The sequence below is a fragment of the Collinsella sp. 1033st1_E11_1033SCRN_220408 genome (assembly GCF_039062465.1).
Taxonomy (GTDB): domain Bacteria; phylum Actinomycetota; class Coriobacteriia; order Coriobacteriales; family Atopobiaceae; genus Parolsenella.
Genome location: NZ_JBCLNF010000001.1, coordinates 111746 through 127410, shown reverse-complemented (window position 1 = coordinate 127410; position 15665 = coordinate 111746). Strand labels below are relative to the sequence as shown.

The following is a 15665-nucleotide window of genomic DNA, read 5'->3' as shown; positions in this document are numbered from 1 at the left end:
GCGTAAGGGGCGGATGACGTAGCCCGCCGCTACTCGCCTGGATAGTGCGGGGCCTCGCTGTTGGCCGGCGTAGCCTTCTCGAACGTGCCGGTCTTCCACGCGGCGACGGCGGCGCGCAGCCATGCCGCCCATGCGTCTATGCCCTCCCCCGTCTTGGCGCTCATCGGGATGACCTTGGCACCGGGGTTTCGCAGGCGCACGTTCTCCTCGCAGCGTGCGAGGTCGAAGTCGAAGTACGGCGCCACGTCCATCTTGTTGACGAGGACGACGTCGCAGACCTCGAACATCAGCGGATACTTGAGGGGCTTGTCGTCACCCTCCGGCACGGAGAGGATCGCGACGTTCACGCTCGCGCCCGTATCGAACTCCGCCGGGCACACGAGGTTGCCCACGTTCTCGAGAATCGCGAGGTCGAGGGGAGCCGTGCCCGCGGCCTCGGCAGCGGCCTCGAGCTCCGCGAGGCCCTGACGGCACATGGCGGCATCGAGGTGGCACATGCCGCCCGTGTGGAGCTGGATCGCCGTGACACCCGTCGCGGCCATGGCGCGCGCGTCGACATCTGAGTCGATGTCCGCCTCCATGACGCCGATGGAAAGGTCGCCGGCAAGGGCCTCGATGGTGCGTGCGAGCGTTGTGGTCTTGCCCGAACCGGGGCTGCTCATCAAGTTGAGCAGGAAGGTCTTGCGAGCACGAAGCTCGTCGCGGAGAGCGTCCGCCGCGCGATCGTTGCTCGCGAACACGCTCTGTTTGACCTCGATGACGCGGACTTCACGCTCGCGCGCGTCCTTCTCGGTATCTTCCATGTCGCTCCCCTCGTAAGCCACGCTCATCCCCATGGACACATGCGGGTGATTTACATAATCTAATTGAGTGTACAGGAGCAGGCGACTCACGCCCGCAGGCAATCGCCAGACGGCAGAGACATAAATTGCCCGCCCCGCGCGTGCGCGAGACGGGCAATATGTCGCATAGCTTGGATGATCAATACAGGCTAGCTTTCGAAAACCGTAAGCTCCGAGCCATCCTCCTCCTTAATTACTAAGGTGCTGAGGGCCTTCGTAGCCTCGGTATAATTCGGTATAAATTGGTATAAGTTGGTAAATCTCAATCAAACGGGCAACGAACAAACCGCCCAGCATCACGCCAAAGGAGACGCGGTGGCCACGAACCCCTTCAAACCTACAGCAGGCAAGATACCCCGGTCCTTGTCGGGCGCCAAGGCGTAATCGATGGATTCGTCGAAGGCCTCGAAAATGGCGCAGGCGCACCGGGGAGGCTCATGCTCATCAGCGGAAACCGAGGCTATGGCAAGACCGTCATGCTTGGCGAACTTCGCCGCGAGGCCGTCGCGCGTGGATGGACGGTTCTCCCGGAAACAGCCTCACGGGGCATGTGCGACCGTCTCCTCCAAGCCCTCTCCCCCAGGAAGGCACGGGTAGACGCCGCCTCAATCAGTCCTTCAGTGAGCATCGGGGGCGTCGTCAGCGCAAGTCTCGGCAACCTTTCCATCACGGCGCCCGAGGAACGTGCCCTCACGCTACGCGATGCCATCAACGCTCGCCTCGCAGAAATGGAACCCGGTCGCGGCATTGTCTTCACCGTCGACGAGGCACAAGCGGCGTCGGAGCAAGACATGGTCACCCTCGCCACCACCTTGCAACACGTCATCGCAGACCAGGATATGAGCCCGCTGCCGGATGACCAGAAGCGCGGCATCGCCATGGTTTTCGCCGCACTTCCCTCCTCCGTGGATGACCTGCTCGACAATAAGGTCCTTACCTTCTTACGTCGCGCGCAGAAAGAGCGCCTTGGCGACGTCATGATTCCCGACGTCAGGGATTCATACGTCGAGGCCGTCAACCGAGCGGGCAAGGAAATCGGCTTCGATGCTGCTATGCTCGCCGCACGTCATTCCGGCGGCCATCCTTACCTTGTTCAGCTCGTCGGCTACTACATGTGGCGATCCGCGGACAAACGTGGATCCGACACGATTGAACCCGTTGATGTCGAGCTTGGCGTTCGCGACGCTCGCGAGGCCTTCTTTGATGCAGTTTGTGCACCTGTTTACTACGGGCTCAGAAGTCCGCAGCGTCTCTTCATTGAGGCAATGGCCCGGGACGAGGAAGGGCCGTCGCGCCTGGCGGATATCGCTCGGCGATGTGAGCGTTCAAGCGCATGGGCAAGCAAATACCGCGCGAGCCTTATTCGCGAGCGCGTCATCGAGGCCGCGGGCTATGGCCTTGTCCGTATGCGTGTTCCCCACCTCCTCGATTTCGTTAACGAGAAGATTCTTTGGCGCGAGGAGTAAAAGAGAGAGCAAGCGGCCGGGGCCCGCACGCATCCGCACGCCACCCGCGCAAGCGCCCGGCCGCCCGCACGCACCCGCACGCCCACCCGTCTGCCCGCGCGCCGAGAATGGCGAGCTTGGGACACGTGACCCACCCACGGTCGCGTATCCTAGAAATACCGAAGATACATGAGTCTCGCCATGGGGAGGTGACGATGGCCAGCCCAATCAAGTCGGCAAGAAACCTAGCCCGCAAGCGCGGGGCCTTCGTCGTCTGTGGCGCGATCGCCGTCGTGTTCCTCGCCCTCGTCATCGCCGCCATGGCCCTTGCGGGGCCGCCCATTCCCCCGGTTCCGCATGGCAACGTCCGGTTCAGGCGGATGGGAGACCGTGCGGTCCACATGCGCATCGCGAGTTCGGTCTTCTCGCTCTGGGGGGTCTCCGCCTATCTCCGTTGCCTCGACCGCAAGAACCGCATCTACCTCGCTGGCATCGCGATCTTCCTCGTATTTTGGATGCTCGACGCCATCATCAAGTGGAAGACGCACAGCCTCTGGCTCGGCATTTTCTGCTGGTACTTCTACTACGTCCCCATGACGGTCATCCCGCTGCTCACCCTGCTGATTGGCGGGCGCGCCGCGGGCCTCGACCGCTCCCCCGCCGCCCGCGACATCAAATGCGGCCTCATCGCCCTCGCCTGTGCCCTCATCGTGCTCGTCTTCTCCAACAACCTCCATCGGCTCGTCTTCTCGTTCGACTCGCCTAACCCAGGCGTAGTGGGTGAGTATGAGTACCGCGGCGGCTACTGGCTCTTCATGATCTGGAACGTCCTCTGCTACACCGGCTTCTTCGCCTGCCTCGCCCGCGCGTCGCGAAAGCACCTCCGCACATTCATCGCCATCATTGTGGGCGTCTTTCTGGTTGGCGTTCTCTACATGCTCGGTTACGTGTTCCGCCTCCCCTTCGCAATGCGCCTCAACTTCTCGCTCGTCTACGCCTCGCTCGTAGTGACGGCCCTCGAACTCTCACTCGACCTCGGGCTCATTCCGTCCAAGGTCAGGTTCGATAAATCCTTTGCGAAGATCCCCCTTGACCTGCGCATTGTCGACCTCGACGGCAAAACCTACCTCGCCACAACTAAGGCGGAGTCCGTCCGGCGCGACACCGTCCGCCACCTGCTCGAAGAACTCGCCAAGAGCAAGGGCGACGGGGCCGTCTCCATACGAACGGGCGAGCACGAGGTCACGAGGGTCTGGCCCATTTCGGGCGGGGCCGCAATTCTCGCGCAGGACGTCAGCGATCTTGACCATGTCCATGCCGAGCTCGAGCAGGTCCACGCGGAGCTCCTCCGCGACAGCGAGGTGCTTGGCGCCCAAGTGCAGGTTGCCAGGGCCCTCGCCGGCGTAGAGGCAGAGCGCAAGCTCGTTGATGAGATCGAGGCAGCTCTCGCCACGTCCCTCTCACGGGCGGCGAGAATCCTGGATACGCTTCCGGAGGGCCCCGGCCACGACGAGGAACGCCGGCGCGAGGTCGAACGGGCGCGCATGCTTGTCGCTTATAGCAAGCGCAAAGGCTCCCTTGTCCTTTCGACCAGCGAGGACCCCGAGCTCAACCGAGACCGCATCGTCCTCATCGCCAACGAGCTCGCGAGCGACCTTCGCGCGGTCGGCATCGACTGCGCCGCCGCCGTCGACCTTCCCCATGCCCTCGCCACGAGCGAGATGAGCACGCTCTATGACTGCATCTATGACTTCGCCTTCGTTGCGCTCGACACGAAGAAGCCCAGCCTGCTCTATCACCTTGGCACTCGCCCCGACGGAACGGCGGAGCTCCGCGCGGTGCTCGAGTCTGACGATGATGACGACCTCCTGGCTCGACCCCAGGCGGTCGAGCTCGAGCGCACCCTCGAGGCGCGCGACGTGATCTTCGTCCTTTCCGGTGACGCCGGCGAGCTCAGGCTCGTCGCTAGGGTCCGCTTGGGAGGTGACGCATGATGCCCGGCATCTTCAACGAGACATCCCTGCTCCTGCTCTTCGTGGGTAGCTTCATCAGCTGCTGCCTCCAGCTCGTCCACGTCCCCCTCACCGCAGCCGGACGCAACCGCCGCCTCGCCTTTATCGGCCTCTACTACGAGATAGGCGTCGCGAACCACCTCTTCCTCGCAGCGGACTACATGATTGGCGTCCTCTCGAACACAGGCACCTTCGCGGCGGACACGATCCTCACGTCCCAATGGGGTCACTTCCTCTGGGGCAATGTCATCACCGTGGTATACGGCATCGCCTTTTGCATCTACCTGAAACATCCGGTGATGATTCCGGAGATAACGTTCATGGCGCTCTGTACGCCGCCCGCGCTCAGGCTTCTCGGTCCAAGTTGGACCATCGTCGCGATTCTCGACGTGGCGTACTTCCTCTTCAGGACCACCGCGGCGATCTGCGTCGACGCCATCCGTCGCACGGAAAAGCTCTCGAAGCTCTCCGTCATCGAGACCGTCAACGTCATTCCGGTGGGCATCCTCGCCACAGAACACAGATCAGCTTTCGCGCTTATGAACAACACCATGCGAGGCACGCTCGGCATTCTCGATCTCCCGACCGACCTTGGAGACCTTAGTGACATGTGGGAGCGCCTCGACCGCGTTGCGGAGCCCCTTCGCACCATCGCGAATTTGCAGGGAATCCCGCTGCTTTCAGGCGAGGGAAACGAGAAACTCCTCATTCGTCTTCCCAACGATACATACAAGCTCTTCACTAGGGAGATATTAGAGAACGACGAGAGGCAAATGACGCTCGCACTCGACGTGACCGACCTCGCCCTTGCCAATCGCAATCTCTGGCGGGCAAACCTCGACCTCAAAGATGCAACCGAGGCCATTCGGGAGCAGATGTCGCTCGTCGGCCTCGTCGCCGAGGGAGAGGCGCACCTAAAGATGCGAGCCCGCGTCCATGACGTCGTTGGCCAACGCCTCTCCATCATCCACCGGTACCTCGAGGAACAGCGCATCGACGACGCCTCCGTCGCAGAGCTCAAGGAGCTCATCGCCACGGTCATGAATGACCTGCGCGGGGATGCCGGGGATGCCGGCACCGCCCTCGCCGCCGTCGTCTCCGCGTTCGCCCTTGTGGGCGTAGAGATCGAGGTCACAGGTGAGCTGCCCACAAACCCTCGGGTGGCGGCGACACTCGTCGACGTCATCCGCGAGACGGCAACCAACGCCTGCAAGCACGGCCATGCCCACACGGTCGAAATCCAGCTTGGGCGCAAAGAGGCCTCGCACGGCGCCCGCTACGTCACGCTCGTCGCGCATGATGACGGCGACGGCATGGCAAAGAACGCGGATATCACGAGCGGCACAGGCATCGCGGGCATGAGACGCGCCGTCGAGTCCCTCGGCGGTTTCCTCGAAATCGCGAGCAAATCCCCCTTCGTTATCAATGTCGGCATTCCCGAGAGGTGATCACATGGAAATCATTGGCGTGTTGATCGTCGAAGACCAGGCGATGCTCAGGGAAAGCCTCGTCTCCACCATCGATTCCCAGCCAGACATGCATGTCGTCGCCTCGCTTGTAGATGCCGCCGAGGCACCTGGCTTCGTTGCCAGGGGCGGCGTCGACCTCGCCCTCATGGACGTCTGCACCGAGAATGACTCGAGTGGCATAGTGGCTGCCAAGCGCATCAAGCGAGACTCCCCCAAGACGCGCGTCGTCATCATGACGGGCATGCCGGACATCACCTTCGTCGAGCAAGCGCGTGACGCCGGGGTCGACAGCTTCGTGTACAAGAACGTTGGCATCTCGGAGCTACTCTCCGTGATGCGCTCCACGGACTCCGGCTACTCGACCTTCCCCAAGGCTCCGGATTCCGTCTTCTCCGGAAGCGCGGCCCTCACGGATGAGGAGATCCAGATTCTCCGCCTCGTCTGCGAGGCCAAGAGCCGCAAGGAGATCGCCAGCGAGCTCTTCATGAGCGAAGGCACGGTCAAGCGTCGCATCGGAGAAATCCTCGCCAAGACGGGCTATGACAACATCCTCCGCCTCGCCGTGCATGCCGTGGCGGAAGGCTCCATCGTCCCGCGCATCGGCGACAAGTAGGAGCCGACACCGCGTCACCAGTGCATAGAAATGGGGCCGGGACACTCGAAGCGTCCCGGCCCCTTGTTCATGACTTAGCTCACGAACGGACGGCTATCGCACGAAGAGTTACATAACGACGGTGCTATAGCTGCAGATGTCGTCATAGGACTCGGTATAGTAAAGGCCGAGGTTGAGGGTGATGTTGACGAGCTGATCCACAGAGGTGATGCCGTCGTAGTAGAGCTCGGTGGTCATGGTCTCTCCGGGCGTCAGGCTGCAGCTGAACCAAGCCTCGTGCTCGACGTTGTCGACGTAGTTCATGCCGGTGGGCGAATAGAGCGTGACGTTCTCGTTGGAGTTGTTCCTGACGGAAATGACAAGACCAACGTAGCCGTACTCGTCAGCGTACTTCGCGTCGACCGTGGCGGTGATCCACTCGTCATCAGCGATGGTCTGGACGGGATCGAGGGGGATCATGGCAGGCTCGACGTCAGAGTCCGTGGTGGAATCGGTGCCGCTGCGAGTCATGGTGGAGCGATCAGTCTCGATGAAGGAAGCAAGGTCGGTCGAGTTGCCCTTCTTGAACTCGATGTGATCCGATCCGTCAACGATGCTCAGGGTGTCGCCGTCAAGCTTGAACTCGACGGTCTCCCCCTCCCATTCCATGGTCTTGGCCTTGGCATCCCACGTGGCGTCGTAGACGTCGCCGAACATGTCCACCTCGCACTTACCGTCCTCGGCGAAGTGGATGATCATGTGAGCATCCCAATCCTTCATCATCTGGATAAACTCGTCATCGAGCTCTTCGCCTTCGAGGGTGCCGCCGGAAAGCTCCCAGTAGCCGATGAGCTTGGACTCAGCGGAGCCGCCACCGCCGCCGCAGCCCACAAGGGCGAGGCACATGGTGAGCATGAGCGCGATGCCAACGAGCATCCTTCGCCAGAGGTTCGCCGTCTTCTTCATGTCTTGTCCTTTCTCCCACTTGCTTTGCTAGTCGTCTCTCGGCGCCTGCCCGGGCGCGGATGCGGAAGGGAGGCTCGAACGCCCCGCGCCCAAAGCAGACGCTTATGCCGCTACGGCTTCGGCGTACCGCAGCTCATGCAGAAGTTGCCGGAGTTCTTCGTGCCGCAGGACGGGCAGTACCACTCGGCGGGAGCCTGGGGAGCAGCCGGGGCGGGCTTGGGAGAGCCGCACGTCGAACAGAAGTTACCCGCGTTGACGGCACCGCACGAGCAGGTCCAGGAACCGGCAGGAGCACCACCGGCGGCGACAGCCGCGCCCGCCATGCCGGGAGCTGCCTGAGCGGGGGCCTGCTGAGCCGGCATCTGGGCCGCCTGCTGCTGACCCTGGGCAAACAGCTGCGCGGCATTCATACCACCCATGCCGCCCGCCATACCCATGCCCATGAAGCCCATGGCGGCACCGGCGGGGTTCGCCGCAGCGGTGCGCATGGCGTCGCTCTGGGCGGCCGCGATGTTTGCGGCGGCCATCGTCGGGTTGGCCATAACGGCAGCCCTCTGGAGGTCACGAATCATCTGCTCCTGGTCCTCAGGGGCGCTGATCGTGTTGACGCCAAAGGCGGCGACCTCGATACCGCGACGATCGCGCCACTCGTAGCTGAGTTCCTCGTTGAGGGCGGCAGCGAGCTCCTTGGTGTGAGCCGGCACCGCGCTGTAGCGAATGCCCATCTCGGAGATACGCGCGAAGGCGGGCTGGAGCGCGGTCAGCAGCTCGCTCTTGAGCTGTGAGTCGATCAGGTCACGCGTGTAGACGGTGTCAACGTTGCCACAGACGTTCTTGTAGAACATCAGCGGGTCGACGATCTTGTAGGAGTACTCGCCGTTGCAGCGGACCGTGATATCGACATCGAGACCAATCTTGTTGTCAACGACGCGGAACGGCACGGGACTCGCGGTACCGTACTTGTTGCCGATGATCTCCTTGGTGTTGAAGTAGTAGATGCGCTGGTCCTTGCCAGTGTCACCACCGAAGGAGAAGCGCTTGCCGACTTCCTGGAAGCTCCTCTTGATGTTCTCGCCGAGATTACCCGTGAATACGGAGGGCTCGGTGCCAGTGTCATAGACGAACTTACCCGGCTCGGAGCAGACGTCGACGATGGCGCCGTCCTCGACGATGATCATGCACTGGCCATCAGCCACGGCGACGATCGAGCCGTCAGAGATGATGTTCTCCTCGCCATGCTTGTTACTGCTGCGGTTACCCGTGCGCTTCTGGCCCTTCGCGGCGAGCGTGTCAGCATCGAGGGCCTCACAGTAGAAGTACTCGCGCCACTGGTCGGCAAGAACGCCAGATGCCGCACCGATACCAGCCTTAAGAAGTCCCATGGTGTTTCCTTTCTCGAAGTGGCGAACGTGGTGGAGCCGGTTGGCGCGCCCCGCGGGGCACGGCCGTTATGTACGTGCTGGAGCCAATCGAATGCGCGTCGCAAAGACGCTGCTACTACTTCTTCTTCTCGTGGTGGATGACCTGCGTCGTGGTGTGCGTGTAGGTATCGCTCTGGGAGGCAAGCTGGAAGGTGCTCCGGTCGAGGTAGGTATCCGCCTGACCAGCCTCAATCGCGCTCTTCATCTGCCCCACGAGGACAGCACCGACGATGACGGTGATGATGACGGGAATGAGGACGATCATCGCAAGGCCCCAAAGCGGGTTATCGGACTCCATGACGGAGGCGCCGTCCATGCCGACCCACAACCCACCGAAGAGCACAGCGAAGACAACGGCGCAGATGGCGATGAGCTTGGGCTTGGAGATGGGAAGATCGCCCACGAGGCGCCCGGTCTGACCATTCATCGCAAACAGGAAGTTCTGCCCCTCCCAGCTCGTGCTCAGCATCCACACCGGAAACAGGGCGCACCTCTCGTCGTGCCAGCCACAGTCGACGTTAGAAGACGTGCAGTCGACCGTGGCATAACCGGTCACGGTCTCGCCAAGGGCGTTCTCGACGCTCTTGGTGACGCGATGCTCCGCGCGGCAGCGGCACGCATCGACGTCCTCGTCCCAGCGATTCGCCAGGAAGCCAGGAAGGTAGGCAGAAGAATAGGTAACCAGAGACTGGTAGTCATACGGCTCGATGGAATCCATGTGGCCGTCAGGCATACGCGTGGAACCATCGACGGGAATGAGCGTGAAGGCCATGGAGCCAGAGCGCTCGCAGGTGTAGTGATCAGTCTCGATAATCTCGTCGTCACCGCGCATATAGCTGCGGGTATTGGTTGCCTCAAACGTGGCACTGCCGTTGGCGTTGGAGTCGTAGAGCCAGAAGGGCACGTAGACGCCCTGGACCTCGTCGATGTGGTTGCCCGTCTTGAACTCGCGCGGAAGGAGGATCTTGCCCTTGTAGTGCTCGTCAAGGGCGGCGACGGCAGCCTTGTGATCGAGCTTGAAGGGAATGACGAGGTCAGGCTTGAAGTCACCCGTAAAGGTGGCCGCCTGCATGGTCTGGTTGCCGCAGTAGGGGCAACGAGAGACGGCAACGGTGCCGTCAGTCATGAGCTGGGCGCCACACGACGCGCAGACATAGCCGCCGTCAAGCGTCTGAGCGCTAGCACCCGCCGCCCGCTCCTCTGCCTTGGCCTCGGCGTTGGCGAACATGGCCTCGATCTGCGCAACCTCAAACTCGGAATCGCAATGGTCACAGACGAGCTTGCCCTTGCCGCCGTCATAGCGCAACGGACCCCCGCACGCCGGACACTGGTAGTTGACGCTCTCGAGCCCCATACTTGCCTCCCTGCCTACAGGTTTGACAGATTAAAGCGATGCCACGAACACAACGCCCGTATCCCTCTCACCTAGGATTCTGATTCCCAGGAAGGCACAATCACATGCCCATAAGGCCCCTTGCGAGCCACGGTTTGGGACAAATGGCCCAAATTGAAAACTCGCCGACAAAAAAGCCTGCCCCGCGCGAGAATCGCGAGGTAGGCTTGAAAAGTTGACAAAGGGACTGTCCCTTTGTCACCCGCCGACAGCGAGTGCTACCGGCGGGCATAGTTGCAATAGGGCTAAAGCCTGAACATCACCCGGTGTTCTGCAGACCGGCGGAGACTCCGGCGACTGCGGAGAGGATGAGCTTGATGTAAGCGTCGCGCTCCTTGGCAGTGAGCTCTGCCTCGTGCTCGCGCAGGGCCGTGAGGGCACGCACCTGGGAGATGGACAGGGCGTCCACGTAGGGGTTGCGCACGCGGATGGCCTGGCCAAGCACGCGGCGGTGCTGCAGCGGCCACTCGTCGCCCACGATGGCAAGCGTCCACTTGCGCGTGAGCGCCATCTCGTCCATAACCATCTCGGCGAGGTCATCGCGGTCGCCCAGAGCCAGGTAGTGGCGGGCGATGCGTCCGTCGGTCTTGGCTATGGACATCTCGATGTTATCGATGAACGTCGTGAACAGCGGCCACTCCTTGTAGGCGGCGCGCAGAAGATCGAGGTTTCCGAGCTTCTCGCACGCCGTGCCCAAACCGTACCAGGCGGCAAGGTTGATGCGCGCCTGGCTCCAGCTGAAGACCCAGGGAATCGTGCGAAGGTCATCGAGCGACTTGGCGCCTAGGCCACGCTTGGCGGGACGCGAGCCGATCGGCAGGAGGCCAATCTCGACGAGCGGCGTTACGGTGGAGAACCACGGCGTGAAGTCCGGCGTGTTCAGCAGCTCGACGAAGTGGTCATGGCTCGCGCCATAGAGCTCGGCTGCCATATCCGCGTACTTCTTGGTCATCTCGGTGTTCGTCTTCTCGACGGACGGGGCGCTCTGAAGGAGCGTGGCGCCGGCAACGCTCTCGAGGTGGCGCTGGGCGAGCACGGGGTTGCCGTAACGTGCAAAGATGACCTCGCCCTGCTCCGTGAGCTTGAAGAAGCAGTTGACCGAACCCGCGGGCTGGGCGAGCACGGCACGGTTGGCCGGGCCGCCTCCACGACCCACGGCACCACCGCGGCCGTGCATGAGCACGAGATCGATGTGGTTGCGACGAGCCCACTGGGCGATGCGCTCCTGCGCAGAGTGCAGCGCGAGCGTGGCGGTGGTTGGGCCGGCGTCCTTCGAGGAGTCAGAGTAGCCGAGCATGACCTCCATGCGGCGGTTCGTTGCCGCGAGGCGCGTCTGGACATCCGGAAGCTTGAGCATGCCGTCGAGCACGTCCACACAGTTCTCGAGGTCCTCGAGCTGCTCGAACAGCGGGATGACGTCGATGGTGGGCACGTCCTCGGCATGCGCGAAGGCGATGCGGTTGAGCTCGTAGACGTCGGCGACGTTCTGGGCACTCTTCGTGAACGAGATGATGTAGCGACGGGCCATCTTGGCACCGTAGCGCTTCTGGATGGAACCCAGCGCACGGAACGTGTCGAGTACCTCGCGCGTCATGGGATCGAGCGGGCCATTCTCGCCATTGCGACCATGCTTCTTGATATCCGCAAGCGCACGGCTGTGAACGAGCGAGTGCTGACGGAACTCCATCTCCACCATGTGGAAGCCGAACGTCTCCGTCTGCCAGATGAGCGTCTGAACCGGGCCGTAGGCGGCACGGGTGGCGCCACCGGCAACGAGCGAGCGCTGGACGATGCGCAGGTCCTCGAGGAACTCGTCGCAGGAGTGGTACATCGTGTCGGAGTTACGCACGATCGTGGCCTTCAGGCGATCCGCCATGACAAGCATAACGGCACGGTGCAGCTCGGACTCGCTGATGAGCTCGGCACGGGCGGTGAGCTTCTCGCTCATCTCGACCTGGTGGTTCCACAGGTTCACGAGCTCGGCGGAGGGCTTGGTGTGGTCGACGTCGAGCGTGAGGTTGCGACCCACGCGGCGGCACTTGTCCTCGAGCGTGGCCACCATGTGCGTGAAGAACTTCGCGGCGACTTGGCGGCTCACCTTGGCCGTGACGTTGGGGTTACCGTCGCGATCGGAACCAATCCAGGAGCCGGGGTGGAAGAATGCCGGGCAGAAGGGCTGGACCTTGCCGGCGTTGTCGCCGAGCACCCAGTCGTCGAAGCGGCGGTAGACCTGCGGCACCATGTCGAACAGGGTGTTGTCGAAGATGTCGATGATCGTGTCTGCCTCTTCGACGGGCGTGGGCTTCTTGAGCGCGATGGAGCTCGTGCGCAGCAGCGCGTCGATCTCCTGGAGCATGTGGCGCTCGTTCTCCGCAAGGTCAGAGCCACCCAGATGCGGGTGCTGCTCGAGCAGGCGGGAAAGACGACGAATCTTGCCCTCGACGGCCTTGCGGCGAGCCTCGGTGGGGTGAGCGGTGAACACGGGGTGGAACTCGAGGCGCGCGAGAAGCTCGTTGGCATGCTGCTCGCCGGCCTCCTCCACAAGCTGGTGGTAGGCCATGGCGAGCGCGTTGGACTCGTCGGTCTCGGAGTCGAGGGAGACCTCGCGCTCGCGCTCGTGCAGCGTCTGGACGCGGAAGTTCTCCTCGGATAGGTTCGCGAGATGGAAGTAGGCGGTGAGGGCGCGCGTGAGCATGGTCTGCTGCTCGACGGTGAGGCCGCGCATGAGCTCGTAGGCGGCCTGGAAATTCTCGTCCTCGGTGGACGCGCCGGTGGCGCTGACCACGCCAACCTCGTCTGCGGCGATGAGGTCGGCGAGGACCTCATCGAACGTGGAACGCAGCTCGGGCGAGTACTCGCTCAGGACCTCGCGCAGAAGGCGCAGAAACAGCTCGAGGTTGACGCGAAGGCTCTCCGGCAGGTCGATGCCGGCGAATGTCTTCGCCGCCTCCTCCTCCGCCGCGCGTAGAGCGTCTCGCCTGTTTGTGATGTCTCTCTCCGTCAAGGTTGCCTCCTCGGCTCTCGCCATGCAGGATGCGGTCTCACGCATGCGCCGCAACCGGCAACATGCGCGTATGGCCATTGGTTAATAATAACAGCGCCGCATGAACACTTCGTACTTGTTACGTTCCGGAAACTCGAGGAGAGTAGCGCGCTACGATAGGGCGAGACACGACGAAAGGCAGCACATGACCGGTTACAGCACTGTCGTCTTCGACCTCGACGGCACACTCCTCGACACGCTCGAGGACCTTCACCTCGCCATCAACCACACGCTCACTTGGGCAGGCCTGCCCGAGCAGACCCTCGCTGAGACGCGCGCATATGTTGGCAACGGTATCCGCCGCCTCATCGAGAACTCGGTGCCCGGAGGCACGTCTGCGGACATGATCGACACGATGCAGGCGGAGTTCGACTCGTTCTACGCCGTCCACTGCGACGACCACACGCACCCCTACCCCGGCATTCCCGAGCTCCTCGGGCGCCTTCGCGCGGAGGGCAGGCGCATCTCCGTGGTCTCCAACAAGACGGACTACGCAGTGGCGAGCCTCGTGGCCAAGCACTTCCCGGACGCCTTCGACGTCGCCGTGGGCGTGCGTGAGGGCGTTGCCAAGAAGCCCGCGCGCGACATGGTCGACCTCGCGCTCTCCCTGATGGGCGAGGAGGCCGCGCGCGACGCCACCGAAGGTCGCGCTGCCTACGTGGGCGACTCCGAGGTGGACGTCGCCACGAGCGCCAACGCGGGTCTCCCCTGCCTCGCCGTCTGTTGGGGCTTCCGCAGCATAAAGCAGCTCGCAGACGCCGGCGCGACCATAATCGCGCGCGACGCCTGCGAGCTCATGTCCCTGATCTCTGGGGAGCAGTAGTCACCCCTGGCAGTAGGTCCACCCGAAAGCAGGCCTCCCGGGAGCTGCTACTCGCCCCTGGCGGTTGGCCCACCCGAAAGCAGGCCTACCCAGAAGCCGCTATCCAAAGAGTTAGCTCGTCCCGGGGCTATACCGGCACTAGGGCCGCGTGGCCCTAGGCGCGGTGAAGGAACGCCTTGTAGCCGCGGTAGGCCTCGAAGACGTCAGCCTTGCTGACGACCTCCCACAGCGAGTGCATCGAGAGCACGGCGACGCCGGAGTCGATGACGTCCATACCGTAGCGAGCCATGATGTAGGCGATGGTGCCGCCGCCACCGGCGTTGACGCGACCGAGCTCACAGGTCTGGAAGCTCACGCCCTCGCCGTCCATAATGTCGCGGATGAGGGCCACATACTCGGCGTCAGCGTCATTCGAGCCGCTCTTGCCGCGAGACCCCGTGTACTTGTTGAAGCACAGGCCACGACCGAGGAAGGCGCTGTTCTTCTCCTCGAACTGGCCGGCGTAGGCCGGGTCGAAGCCAGCGGAAACGTCACTCGAGAGCATGCGGGAGGCGGCAAGCGCGCGACGCAGCGCGAGGTCACCGGTCTCACCAGCGAGATTCATTACCTCGGCAAGGGCGTTCTCGAAATAGTGGGCCTGCATGCCCGTGGCGCCGACGGAGCCGATCTCCTCCTTGTCGACGAGCAGGCACACGCTCGTGCGCTCGACGCTCTCGACGTCGAGCATGGCCTCAAGCGAGGTGTAGGCGCACACGCGGTCATCGTGACCATAGCCGAGGATCATCGAGCGGTCGAGGCCCATGTCGCGGGCGGGGCCTGCGGGGACAATCTCGAGCTCGGCGGAGAGGAGGTCCTCCTCCTCGATGTCATAGCGCTCGGCGAGAAGATCGAGCAGGAGGCGCTTCACCGGCTCCTTGGGCTCGTCGGCGCCCTCCTCCTTGGCATCGCCGAGACGGACGGGCTTGCCGCCGACGATGACGTCGAGAGCCTCGGGGTCGACGGCCTCGGCGTGCGTCTTCTTCATCTGCTCGCCGGCGAGGTGAATCAGGATATCGGAGATGCAGAAGACCGGATCCGCCGGGTCCTCGCCCACGACGACGGGCACGACGGTGCCGTCCTTCTTGGCGACGACGCCGTGGATGGCGAGGGGTGTCGCAACCCACAGCGAGCTCTTGAGGCCACCGTAGTAGTGCGTGTCGAGGAAGGCGAGGTCGGCTTTCTCGTACGCGGGGTTCTGCTTGACATCAAGGCGCGGCGAGTCAACGTGGGCACCGAGAATGTTGAGGCCCTTCGACATCGGGACGGTGCCGATGTTGAAGAGGGTGAGGGCCTTGCCGCGCGTGTTGACGAAGACCTTGTCGCCGGCCTCGAGCGCACGACCCTTGGCGACAAAGTCATCGAGGCTCACGTATCCGGCGGCCTCGGCCTTGGCCTGAGCGGTGGCGACGCACTCGCGCTCGGTCTTGTTCTCGCTGATGAACGAGCGATAACGGCAGCTCAGGGCCTCGAGCTGCTCAAGCTGCTCGTCCGTGTACTTCTTCCAGGCGTTCTCGCGCTCCATACTTCCTCCTCGTAGAGACGAATCAACGACACGATTGTAGGCAACTGGCGGCGCGTCGGGCGCGCAAACAACAACGCCGAGACACACACTTTCACGAG

Annotated in this window: 10 protein-coding genes and 1 pseudogene; 5 read left to right on the top strand and 6 right to left on the bottom strand. The window is 63.0% G+C overall.

The features are described from left to right. Positions 1–29: 29 nt before the first annotated feature. A complete protein-coding gene (gene hypB / locus ABCN07_RS00535) occupies positions 30–803 on the bottom strand; it encodes a hydrogenase nickel incorporation protein HypB (RefSeq protein WP_343004921.1) in 774 nt (257 codons plus the stop codon). A gap of 413 nt (positions 804–1216) precedes the next feature. Between hypB and ABCN07_RS00530 the strand changes: the two are divergent. The 4 genes and pseudogenes from ABCN07_RS00530 to ABCN07_RS00515 form a co-directional block, all read left to right on the top strand. Next, positions 1217–2308 (top strand): annotated as a pseudogene (locus tag ABCN07_RS00530) (ATP-binding protein); the annotation flags it as partial. A 194-nt stretch (positions 2309–2502) separates the two neighbouring features. Continuing rightward, entirely contained in the window at positions 2503–4281 is a 1779-nt protein-coding gene (locus ABCN07_RS00525) for a histidine kinase N-terminal 7TM domain-containing protein (RefSeq protein ID WP_343004920.1), read from the top strand. After that, positions 4278–5747: a hypothetical protein gene (locus tag ABCN07_RS00520; RefSeq protein WP_343004919.1), complete on the top strand. Its 1470-nt coding sequence runs from the start codon at positions 4278–4280 to the stop codon at positions 5745–5747. Before ABCN07_RS00525 ends, ABCN07_RS00520 begins: the two co-directional genes overlap by 4 nt. A 4-nt stretch (positions 5748–5751) precedes the next feature. Further along, entirely contained in the window at positions 5752–6381 is a 630-nt protein-coding gene (locus ABCN07_RS00515) for a response regulator transcription factor (protein ID WP_343004918.1), read from the top strand. 108 nt (positions 6382–6489) lie between these two features. Here ABCN07_RS00515 and ABCN07_RS00510 read toward each other — a convergent pair whose 3' ends face one another. From ABCN07_RS00510 to ABCN07_RS00495, 4 genes are all read right to left on the bottom strand, one after another. After that, entirely contained in the window at positions 6490–7326 is an 837-nt protein-coding gene (locus ABCN07_RS00510; RefSeq protein ID WP_343004917.1) for a hypothetical protein, read from the bottom strand. A 110-nt stretch (positions 7327–7436) separates the two neighbouring features. Beyond that, positions 7437–8708, bottom strand: coding sequence for an SPFH domain-containing protein (locus tag ABCN07_RS00505; RefSeq protein ID WP_343004916.1), 1272 nt, complete (start codon positions 8706–8708; stop codon positions 7437–7439). Positions 8709–8823: 115 nt separating this feature from the next. Continuing rightward, positions 8824–10101 (bottom strand): hypothetical protein, encoded by a 1278-nt coding sequence (locus ABCN07_RS00500; RefSeq protein ID WP_343004915.1) that lies wholly within the window; start codon positions 10099–10101, stop codon positions 8824–8826. Between the two features lie 298 nt (positions 10102–10399). Then, a complete protein-coding gene (locus ABCN07_RS00495; RefSeq protein WP_343004914.1) occupies positions 10400–13144 on the bottom strand; it encodes a phosphoenolpyruvate carboxylase in 2745 nt (914 codons plus the stop codon). 184 nt (positions 13145–13328) lie between these two features. Between ABCN07_RS00495 and ABCN07_RS00490 the strand changes: the two genes are divergently transcribed. After that, entirely contained in the window at positions 13329–14006 is a 678-nt protein-coding gene (locus ABCN07_RS00490) for an HAD-IA family hydrolase (protein WP_343004913.1), read from the top strand. Between the two features lie 154 nt (positions 14007–14160). On the opposite strand, the gene ABCN07_RS00485 is transcribed toward ABCN07_RS00490, so the two are convergent. Further along, complete coding sequence (locus ABCN07_RS00485; RefSeq protein WP_343004912.1) at positions 14161–15567, bottom strand: aminopeptidase; 1407 nt, start codon at positions 15565–15567, stop codon at positions 14161–14163. Between the last annotated feature and the right edge of the window lie 98 nt (positions 15568–15665).